Source organism: Streptomyces graminilatus, from assembly GCF_001418565.1.
GTDB lineage: Bacteria > Actinomycetota > Actinomycetes > Streptomycetales > Streptomycetaceae > Streptomyces > Streptomyces graminilatus.
The window spans coordinates 1-9,562 of record NZ_LIQQ01000126.1 but is presented as its reverse complement, the minus strand read 5'-3'; the positions used below and the strand labels follow the sequence as shown (position 1 = coordinate 9,562).

10 protein-coding genes are annotated in these 9,562 nt (G+C 70.4%); 7 read left to right on the top strand and 3 right to left on the bottom strand.

Features of this window, described 5'->3' with window-relative positions; genetic code table 11:
* The first annotated feature begins 258 nt into the window (after nucleotides 1-258).
* The 3 genes from AOK08_RS12235 to AOK08_RS12225 all read left to right on the top strand — a co-directional run bounded on the left by AOK08_RS12235 (nucleotide 259) and on the right by AOK08_RS12225 (nucleotide 2,138).
* Nucleotides 259-1,224, top strand: coding sequence for a zinc-binding dehydrogenase (locus AOK08_RS12235; protein WP_055525532.1), 966 nt, complete (start codon nucleotides 259-261; stop codon nucleotides 1,222-1,224).
* Between the two features lie 135 nt (nucleotides 1,225-1,359).
* On the top strand, nucleotides 1,360-1,569 hold the full coding sequence (locus AOK08_RS12230) for a helix-turn-helix domain-containing protein (protein WP_055525534.1): 210 nt from the start codon (nucleotides 1,360-1,362) through the stop codon (nucleotides 1,567-1,569).
* Nucleotides 1,569-2,138 carry a Clp protease N-terminal domain-containing protein gene (locus tag AOK08_RS12225; RefSeq protein WP_055525531.1) on the top strand — a complete coding sequence of 190 codons (570 nt, stop codon included), beginning with the start codon at nucleotides 1,569-1,571 and terminating at the stop codon, nucleotides 2,136-2,138. The genes AOK08_RS12230 and AOK08_RS12225 overlap by 1 nt, the downstream gene beginning before the upstream one ends.
* Before the next feature lie 34 nt (nucleotides 2,139-2,172).
* Here AOK08_RS12225 and AOK08_RS12220 read toward each other — a convergent pair whose 3' ends face one another.
* The 3 genes from AOK08_RS12220 to AOK08_RS12210 form a co-directional block, all read right to left on the bottom strand.
* Complete coding sequence (locus AOK08_RS12220) at nucleotides 2,173-3,267, bottom strand: helix-turn-helix transcriptional regulator (RefSeq protein ID WP_055525530.1); 1,095 nt, start codon at nucleotides 3,265-3,267, stop codon at nucleotides 2,173-2,175.
* A 1-nt stretch (nucleotide 3,268) separates the two neighbouring features.
* A complete protein-coding gene (locus tag AOK08_RS12215) occupies nucleotides 3,269-4,177 on the bottom strand; it encodes a DUF4097 family beta strand repeat-containing protein (RefSeq protein WP_055525533.1) in 909 nt (302 codons plus the stop codon).
* Between the two features lie 236 nt (nucleotides 4,178-4,413).
* The gene (locus AOK08_RS12210; protein ID WP_019075209.1) at nucleotides 4,414-4,596 is read right to left on the bottom strand and encodes a DUF6104 family protein; all 183 of its coding nucleotides are present in this window, start codon (nucleotides 4,594-4,596) and stop codon (nucleotides 4,414-4,416) included.
* Between the two features lie 184 nt (nucleotides 4,597-4,780).
* Here AOK08_RS12210 and AOK08_RS12205 point away from each other — a divergent pair, with 184 nt between their 5' ends.
* The 4 genes from AOK08_RS12205 to AOK08_RS12190 all read left to right on the top strand — a co-directional run bounded on the left by AOK08_RS12205 (nucleotide 4,781) and on the right by AOK08_RS12190 (nucleotide 8,923).
* Nucleotides 4,781-6,049, top strand: coding sequence for a beta-ketoacyl-[acyl-carrier-protein] synthase family protein (locus tag AOK08_RS12205; RefSeq protein WP_055525529.1), 1,269 nt, complete (start codon nucleotides 4,781-4,783; stop codon nucleotides 6,047-6,049).
* Nucleotides 6,046-7,281 (top strand): ketosynthase chain-length factor, encoded by a 1,236-nt coding sequence (locus tag AOK08_RS12200; RefSeq protein WP_055525528.1) that lies wholly within the window; start codon nucleotides 6,046-6,048, stop codon nucleotides 7,279-7,281. The genes AOK08_RS12205 and AOK08_RS12200 overlap by 4 nt, the downstream gene beginning before the upstream one ends.
* Before the next feature lie 64 nt (nucleotides 7,282-7,345).
* Nucleotides 7,346-7,612 (top strand): acyl carrier protein, encoded by a 267-nt coding sequence (locus tag AOK08_RS12195; RefSeq protein ID WP_055525527.1) that lies wholly within the window; start codon nucleotides 7,346-7,348, stop codon nucleotides 7,610-7,612.
* Between the two features lie 480 nt (nucleotides 7,613-8,092).
* Complete coding sequence (locus AOK08_RS12190; protein ID WP_055525526.1) at nucleotides 8,093-8,923, top strand: AfsR/SARP family transcriptional regulator; 831 nt, start codon at nucleotides 8,093-8,095, stop codon at nucleotides 8,921-8,923.
* Nucleotides 8,924-9,562 lie beyond the last annotated feature (639 nt).

The following is a 9,562-nucleotide window of genomic DNA, read 5'->3' as shown; positions in this document are numbered from 1 at the left end:
CCGTCCCGTCCCTGGGGGCTGTGCCCCCAGACCCCCTTTCGCGCTGAACGCGCTCGTCCTCAAACGCCGGACAGGCTGAATTGGCCAGGCTGGGCTGTATGAGCGTTGGGTGGGAAACGCCGGTTGGGATCATTCAGCCCCTCCGGCGTTTGAGGAGCGGGGGTTCGGGGGCAGCGCCCCCGAGGTGGACGGGAACAGGGGGTGTGTCACAGTCGTGGAGCGTTCCCTCCGCTGCGTCCGGCCCCTATCGTCAAGGTCATGTTCGCTGCCTACGCCGCCCGTATCGACCCCGACCACCCGCTCGACGGGCTGGAGTTGGGCGACCGACCAGCACCCGAGACGCGCCCCGGCTGGACGACGGTCGACGTCAGAGCCGCCTCGCTCAACCATCACGACCTCTGGTCCCTGCGCGGGGTCGGACTCCCCGAGGAACGTCTGCCGATGATCCTCGGCTGCGACGCCGCCGGCATCGACGCGGACGGCAACGAGGTCGTCCTGCACTCGGTCATCGGCCAGACCGGGCATGGCGTCGGCCCCAAGGAACCCCGTTCCATCCTCACCGAGCGCTACCAGGGCACCTTCGCCGAGCGGGTCGCCGTACCGACGTGGAACGTCCTTCCCAAGCCCAGGGAGCTCTCCTTCGCCGAGGCCGCCTGTCTGCCCACGGCCTGGCTGACGGCGTACCGCATGCTCTTCACCAACGCCGGCGTACGCCCTGGCGACTCGGTGCTCGTGCAGGGCGCGGGCGGTGGTGTCGCGACCGCCGCGATCGTGCTCGGCAAGGCTGCGGGGCTGCGGGTCTTCGCCACCAGCCGGGACGAGGCCAAGCGGAAGCGGGCGCTGGAGCTGGGTGCCGTCGAGGCGGTGGAGTCCGGGGCGCGGCTGCCGCAGCGCGTGGACGCCGTGATCGAGACGGTCGGTGCGGCCACCTGGTCGCACTCGGTCAAGTCGCTGCGGCCCGGCGGCACGCTCGTCATCTCGGGCGCCACCAGCGGCGACCGCCCCTCCCACGCCGAACTGACCCGTATCTTCTTCCTCGAACTCAAGGTCGTCGGCTCCACGATGGGCACCAAGGACGAGCTTGAGGATCTGCTCTCGTTCTGCGCCGCCACCGGCGTACGTCCCGTCATCGACGAGGTGCTTCCGCTGGACCGGGCCCGCGAGGGCTTCGAACGCCTTGAGTCCGGTGATCTGTTCGGCAAGATCGTCCTCACCTCCTCCTGAACTCCCTCCATCGTCTCCATCATTTGTCTCTTGCCTCGGCGGGCCCGGTTTCGGGTCCGCCGGTTGTGCGTTCGGGGTACCTGTCTTTGTCAACTGGGGTTGACGGCAGCCCGCATGTCAACCTACGTTGACATCATGACCGAAGCAACAGATCTTGCCGAGCGTGCGGGTGACCGCGATCCGCGGATCGGGCTGCGGGCCGTCTCCGCGCTGCGGAAGCTGGTCGAGCAGTTGGAGTCCGTGCAGGTGCGCAGTGCGCGCAATCAGGGCTGGTCGTGGCAGGAGATCGCCGCGGAACTCGGTGTCAGCAGGCAGGCCGTGCACAAGAAATACGGGAGGCAGTGATGTTCGAACGGTTCACGAGCGACGCGCGTGCTGTGGTGCGGGGCGCGGTCGAGCACAGTGAGCGCGTGGGCAGCCAGGCCGTCGACGCCGAGCATCTGCTGCTAGCGCTGCTCGACCGCGAAGCCAGCCGTGCCTCCTTCGCGTTGGCCTCGCTCGGGCTCGACGATCGCAAGGAGTCGGTGACGGCCGCCCTGGCCACCGCCCGGCGCCGCGCCGGGCTGTCCCAGGCCGAGGCCGACGCACTCGCCGGGCTCGGCATCGACGTCTCCGACATCGTCTCCCGGATCGAGGAGGTGCACGGCGTCGGCGCGATGTCCGGCGACCGCAAGGACAAGGGGTGGTGGTCAGGTCGCCGCACCTTCAGCCGGGACGCCAAGGAGGTGCTGGAGAGGTGTCTGCGCATCGCCCTCGCCCATCGCGAGCGCCGTATCGGCGACGAGCACATCCTCCTCGCCCTCTCGGCCCGCCCCGGCGTACCGGCAGAGGTCCTCGCCGACCACGGAGTCACGTACGAGGCCCTGAGCCGTGTGCTGTACGGCGGGAGTGAGGGGGAGGCCAAAGCGGGCTGAGGGTCCCCCCTCCGGTGAGGGTTGGGCGCGCCGCTCACTTCTGCAGTGTTCGCAGTGTCGCCTCCACCCGTGCCGCCGCCGTGGACAAGTGGCCGCGGATCTCGTGGAGCTGAGGTTCCGTCACTCTGTGGTCGCGCGCCGTGTCGCGGATGCCGTCGCGGAAGCGGTCGAGGAGGCGGTCCAGGTCGCGGGCCGGGTCGCCGGTGGAGTCCTCGTGGGCCCAGGACGGTTCGTAGCCGGCCGGGAAGTCCGGGGGAGTGTCCGAGTACTGGGGGTGCTCCCGTTCCGGTGTCGTGGTCGTGGTCGTGGTTTTGGTGGTTGTGGCGGTGTCCTTGGCGAGGTTTCTGCCGAAGTCCTTGCCGAAGTCGCCGAACTCCTTGGCCAGTTCGGTCAGGCCCTCCCGGACCCCCGTCGGCCAGTCGCCTCTGCTGAAGTGGTCCTGGACCTGTTCCTGGACGCGCTTGGCGATGCGCTGCACTTCCTCCTGGGCCTGCGCGCGGGCGTGGTCCTGGGCCTCCTTGGCCTGGCGCCTGGCCCGCTGGGCCTCCTCGCGGGCCCGGCGGCTCTCGTCCTTCGCCCGCCTGGCCTGCTCCTTCCACTCCTGCTTGGCGCGCCGCATCTCCTCCTTCGCGGCTCGCCAGGCGTCCTTGTCGCCGACGTCCGCGTGGTCCCCGTACGCACCCTGGTCTCCGGGGTACGCATGGTCGCCCGTGTTCCCGAACCGGGTGCTCCGGGCGGCTCCGCCCGCCTCGCTCGCCGCCGCGCGCACCTCCCGGCGCAGGTCGCCCGCCGCGCCCCGGACATCGGCCCGGATCTCCGCGGCGAGTTCGGCGACCGAGTCGCGGATCTCCAGTTCCAGGTCGGCCAGTTCGCCGCTGCGGTCGGCCAGTTCGGCGCGTCCCGCGTCCGTGATGGCGTACACCTTGCGGCCGCCCTCGGTGGTGTGCGTGACCAGGCCCTCGGTCTGGAGCTTGGCCAGGCGGGGGTACACGGTGCCCGCCGACGGCGCGTACAGCCCCTGGAAGCGTTCCTCCAGGAGGCGGATCACCTCGTAGCCGTGGCGGGGGGCCTCGTCCAGCAGCTTCAGCAGGTAGAGGCGCAGGCGGCCGTGGGCGAAGACGGGAGGCATGTCAGAGCACCTTCTTGTTCGTCGGGCCGGAAGTGTCGCCGGAGGTCTCCCCGGGGGCGGAGCCGGCCGGGTCGTCCTCCTGCTGGGGGCGACGGAGCAGGGCGATCGAGCCGGAGACCGTCGTCGCCCGGAGCTTGCCCGTGCCCGCGCCCAGGCGGCCGGTGACGCGGTGGGCGCCCCACTGGCCGTGGACGCGGAGGTCGTCGAAGGCGTTCGAGATCCGGCCGCTCGCCGTGTTCGCCTCCACGTCGGCGTCCGCCGGGTGCGGGAGCCGGATGGCGATCCCGCCCGAGACGTTCGTCAACCGCACGTCCGTCGGGCCCTCCGGGTCGAGGTCGACGATCATGGAGCCGCTCACCGACTCCGCGCGCACCGAGGGGCCGGAGCCCTCGACCACGGTGAGGTCGCCGGAGACGGAGTTGAAGCGCAGGTCGCCCGTGACGGCCTGGGCATCCAGGCTGCCCGAGACGGTGTCGGCGCGGACGGACCCGGACAGGCCGACGAGTGTCGTGTCGCCGGTGACGCCCTTCACCGCCGTCGGGCCGTTGATCCCGGAGACGACCGCGCCCGCGCCGACCACGCCGACCTCGACGCGCGCGTCGGCCGGGACGGTCAGGGACACCACGGCGCTGCGGCGCCAGCTCTTGCGCTCCAGCCACTTGAGGAAGCCCTTCCAGGGCAGGTCCTCGTACGCCACCGTCAGGACGCCGTTCTCCTGGGTGACCACCAGCGGCGGCCCCTCGATCTCGGAGACCTCCAGGAGGGCGGGACCCTCCTCCGTGCCCACCACGTTCACCGTTCCGTTGACGATGCGTACATGCAGGCCCGTGACGGGCTCGTCGAAGGTGAGCCTGCCGGGCTCTTTGACGGACCACTCGGACGTGGTGGACGACGTGGATGTGCTGGACATGGTGCGGACCCCCTTGTGAGCGAACGCGCTGATGAGCGGGTAGACGGGCGAGTGGACGAGTGACCCGGCGCACCGCAGGCCGATGGCCTCGGCACGCCACGACACGCCATATCGCGTCTTCCGCTATTCACGATATATCGCGGTCACGGAAAGTCAAGACACCGGGACCGGAGTCACTCGCCGGGGCCGCGCCCGCCCGCTCGTCACTCGCTACACGTCGCCCGCGCGGGCCGCCCTCACTCGTCGTCGTCCTCGTCGTCCAGTCGGGCCAGCCAGGTCGCCAGTCGCTCCACCGGGACCTCGAAGTCCGGGTTCAGGTCGACGAACGTCCGCAGTTGCTCGGCGAGCCACTCGAAGGTGACCTCCTCCTCGCCGCGCCTCTTCTCCAGTTCCTCGATACCGCGGTCCGTGAAGTACATGGAAGTCGCTCTCCGTTGCTCGATGTCCTGATGTGGGCCGGTGTCCAGGATAGGAGTAGTCCGGCCTCCCCCGGTCCGACCCCTCTAGGTGCTCTCTAGGTGCCTTCGAGTCGTTGGCTGGAGCCTCGGTTGAGCCAATGTTTCCAGTTGGCCGAAATGATTCCGTAATATCACGGGGAAGGTCATGAGGCGAAGAGTCGTAATCACCGGAATCGGTGTGGCAGCGCCCGGCGGTATCGGAGTCAAGGCCTTTTGGGAGGCCCTTTCGGCCGGTCGAACCGCCACTCGGAAAATCACCCTCTTCAACGCCGACGGGTATCGGTCCCGCATTGCCGCGGAATGTGATTTCGATCCCACCGCGCATGGACTGTCCCCGCGCGAGGTACGGCGCATGGACCGGGCCGCGCAACTGGCCGTGGTCAGCGCCCGGGAGGCGCTCGCGGACAGCGGTATCGACGACGCGCGGCCGGACCCGGACCGGGTCGGCGTGGTCATCGGCAGCGCCGTCGGATGCTCCATGAGCCTGGAGCGCGAGTACGCGGTCGTCAGCGACTCGGGCCGCTCCTGGGTGGTCGACCACGCCTACACCTCGCCGCACCTGTACGCGCAGTTCGTGCCCGGCTCGCTGGCCACCGAGGTGGCCTGGGCGGCCGGTGCCGAGGGTCCGGCCACCGTCGTCTCCGACGGCTGCACCTCGGGCCTCGACTCGCTGGGGCACGCCCTTGAGCTGATCCGCGAGGGGTCGGCCGACGTTGTGCTCGCCGGTGCCACCGACGCGCCGATCTCACCCATCACGGTCGCCTGCTTCGACGCGATCAAGGCGACGTCGACCCGCAACGACGATCCCGTCAGCGCCTCCCGCCCGTTCGACCGCACACGCGACGGCTTCGTGCTGGGCGAGGGCGCCGCGGTGATGGTTCTGGAGGAGTACGAGCACGCCAGGCGCCGCGGGGCACACGTCTACGCCGAGGTCGCGGGCTACGCCTCGCGCAGCAACGCGTACCACATGACCGGTCTGAAGGCGGACGGGCGGGAGATGGCCGAGGCGATCCGCGCGGCCCTCGACGACGCCCGGACCGATCCTCTGAGCGTCGGTTACGTCAACGCGCACGGCTCCGGCACCAAGCAGAACGACCGTCATGAGACGGCGGCCGTCAAGCGCGCCCTGGGCGAACACGCTTACGCGACACCGATGAGTTCCATCAAGTCGATGATCGGACATTCTCTGGGCGCCATCGGAGCCCTGGAGGCCGCGGCCTGCGCCCTTGCCGTCGAGCACGACCTGCTGCCCCCGACCGCCAACCTCCACGAACCGGACCCGGAACTGGACCTGGACTACATCCCGCTGGTCGCACGGGAGAAGCGGGTCGACGCGGTACTCAGCGTCGGCAGCGGCTTCGGCGGATTCCAGAGCGCCCTGGTGCTCACCCGTCCCGAGAGGAGCGCCGTATGACGCCGACCGCCGTGGTGACCGGCCTCGGGGTGATCGCACCCAACGGCGTGGGCGCCGACGAGTACTGGGCCGCGACGCTGCGCGCCGAAGGAGGCATCCGCCCCCTGGAGCGGTTCGACCCCGAGCCGTACCCGGCCCGGCTGGCCGGACAGGTTCCGGACGCGGCGTTCGACGCCGCCGAGCATCTGCCCAGCCGCCTCCTGCCGCAGACCGACCGGATGACGCGGATGGCGCTGGTCGCCGCCGACTGGGCGCTCGCGGACGCCGGTGTCGACCCGGCCGAGCTGCCGGACTACGACATGGGCGTGGTGACCGCCAGCGCCTCCGGCGGCTACGAGTTCGGGCAGCGCGAGCTGCAGAACCTGTGGAGCAAGGGCCCCGAACACGTGAGCGCCTACCAGTCGTTCGCGTGGTTCTACGCGGTCAACACCGGGCAGATCTCCATCCGCAACGGCATGCGCGGCCCGAGCGGTGTCGTCGTGGGCGACCAGGCCGGCGGGCTGGACGCGCTCGGCCAGGCCCGGCGCAACATCCGCCGGGGCACCCCGTTGATGATCAGCGGCGCCGTCGACAGCTCACTGTGCCCGTGGGGCTGGATCGCCCACCTCTCGACCGAACGGATCAGCACCCGGGAGCAGGCCGACGACGCCTATCTGCCGTTCTCCACGCGCGCGTGCGGCCACGTTCCCGGCGAGGGCGGGGCGATCCTCGTGGTCGAGGACGCGGACGCCGTACGACGCCGGGGCGGCGCCCGCCCCTACGGCACCGTCGCCGGGTACGCCGCCGGGCTCGACCCCGCGCCGGACTCCGGCCGGCCGCCCGCCCTGCGCCGGGTCGTCGAACGGGCGCTGGCGGACGCGGGCGTGACGCCGGACCAGGTGGACGCCGTCTTCGCCGACGCGGCCGGGTCGCCGGACCTGGACCGCGCGGAGGCGGCTGCCATCAGTGCCGTCTTCGGGCCGTACGGGGTGCCGGTGTGCGCGCCGAAGGCGCTGACCGGACGGCTCAGCTCGGGCGGGGCGCCCCTCGATGTGGTGGCCGCGCTGATGAGCATGCGCCACGGTGTGCTCCCGCCGGCCGGGCCGGTCACCGGGGCGGCCGACGGCCTCGGCATCGACCTGGTGACCGGCGCACCCCGTGAACACCGGGTGCGTACCGCACTCGTACTCGCGCGCGGGGAGGGCGGGTTCACCAGCGCGCTGGTTCTGACGGAGCCCTCCGGCGACCAGTGAACCGACCGCACGGCAGAACGAATCTCGCGACAGAACTAATCTCACGGCAGGAAGGAAAGCGGAGATGGCAGAGACGACCGCACTGACCCTGGAGGAGCTCGTCGGGATCCTGCGCGAGAGCGCGGGTGAGGACGAGGACATCGACCTCAGCGGTGACATATCCGACACCCCCTTCACCGACCTCGGCTACGACTCGCTCGCGCTCCTGGAGACCGCGGGCCGGGTCCAGCGCGACTTCGGGATCGCGCTGGACGACGACGTCCTGGGCGCGGCGGAGACCCCCGGGTTGTTCCTCGCCGCCGTCAACGAGCGGCTGGCGGCCGGGGTCTGAGACCCGCGCCGTAGAGGCCTGTAGAGGCCTGTAGAGGCCTGCAGAGGACTGAAGAGCCTCAAATCCTCAAGGGTCCGAAGAGGTTTGAAGGGGCCTGAAAGAGGCCGGTAGGGGTCCGGTAAGGGTTCGGTAGGGGTCCTGCGAGGTCAAAGTAGGGGCCCCTGCTTGCCTCCCCGTTCCGGGTGGGAAGCGCCCTCCGAGAAGTGGCACGTCGTGCGATCATCTCGCGTGCGTCAACTGCGGAGGGCGCTTTATTACCCGAAGACCGATAAAGGCAAACTTTAAGAACAATTGACGTGTTCGGTGATGCGTTCGTATTAGGATGCCGGTGACCGAAGGGGTGAATTCTGCCCTGAATTATTCATCGAGATGGTGGGCTCTAATCGGGGGGATTACCGCGCCTTGAATTCTCACGCGCATGTGATTGCACCGTTCTTTCGGCAGGCCAGTACGAGAATCTCCCCATCCTCGGAGGCGCCAGTGATTGCCCGCGTTCTCGGAACGCTCGACGTACGAGTCGACGGATACTCCGTCGTCCCCACGGCTCCGAAGCCCCGCAAGGTGCTCGGGCTGCTCGTCCTGCACGCCAATCACGTCGTCTCGACCTCGGCGCTGATGCGCGAGCTGTGGGGCGAGAAGCCGCCCGCCAGCGCCGCGACGACACTCCAGACGTACATCCTGCTGCTGCGCAAGCTGCTGGCCGCCGCCCTCGCCGGCGGCATGCCGGAGGCCAAGCGGATGCTCGCCACCTACCCGGGCGGATACAAGCTCCAACTGCCCTGCGACGCGGTCGACCTGGACCGCTTCGAGGAACTGTGCGCGGCCGGACGCCAGTTCCTGGCCAGGGGCGAGGCCCGGGAAGCCGCCGACACCCTGCGCGCCGCGCTCGCCCTGTGGCGCGACGACGCCCTCGTCGACGTGCCGACCGGGCCGCTGCTGGAGGTGGAGGCCGTCAGGCTGCGCGAGTGCCGGCTCGGTGCGCTGGAGCAGCGCATCGAGGCCGATCTGCGGCTGGGCCGGCATCACGAGGTGCTCAGTGAACTGGCCGCGCTGGTCGCGGAGTTCCCGCTCAACGAGAACCTGCACGCCCAGTTGATGCTGGCCCTGTACCGGTCCGGGCGCAGAGCACAGGCTCTGGGCGTCTACCGCAAGCTGCGTACGTCGTTCATCGACGAACTCGGCCTCGACCCCTCCACCCGCATCCACGACCTGCATCAGGCGGTGCTCGCCTCCGAGCCCGCGCTCGACGCCGAGGCCGCCCAACAGGGCCGCCCGGCCACCGAGTCGGCCCGCCTCGTCGGCGTGGTCTGACCCGACGCCCCTGGATCCCGCCCTGTCGGTGTGGTCCGACCGAAGACGGTCGTCTCGTCCCCGCTTCGCCGGCCTGGTCCGACCGAATGCGCTCAGCCGGCCGACGCCACCTACGGCCGCCGCGCAGCACGGCAACCCGATCCCCGGTGAGGTCCGTCCGTTCCTCGGTCCGTTCCTCGGTCCGTCCCAGGCCCTGTCGCCGCTCCCCTCACCGCCCAGGACAACGGCACCCCCTGCCCACGGGGACCGCCGCCCGTCGGGCGCATGGCACGAGCGTGACGACGGGGCCTGCGGGCGTCGTACGCCTTCGGCCCTTGGCTGTCGGCCGTCGGCTTCCGGTTCCCGGTTCCCGGTTCCCGGCCTCAGATCCTCGGTCTGCGGCCTGGCCTCCGGTCCCGGCTTTGGCCTGCGGTCCGCAGGTCGTGGCCGATGTGCGCTCGCGGCGCGCGCCCCGCACAGTTGGGCTCAACCGGCAGTGCGGGCCGTTTCGTTGAGTGTGCGCTCGGACGGCGCCGCGCTGTTGCCGGTGTGGCCGGCCGGGTGGCCGGGGCCGAGTCTGTCGTCGGGATTGATGGCAGGCCGGTACCCGGTCTCCGACCCTCAGCCTCCAACCCTCAACCTTCAGCCTTCAGCCTTCAG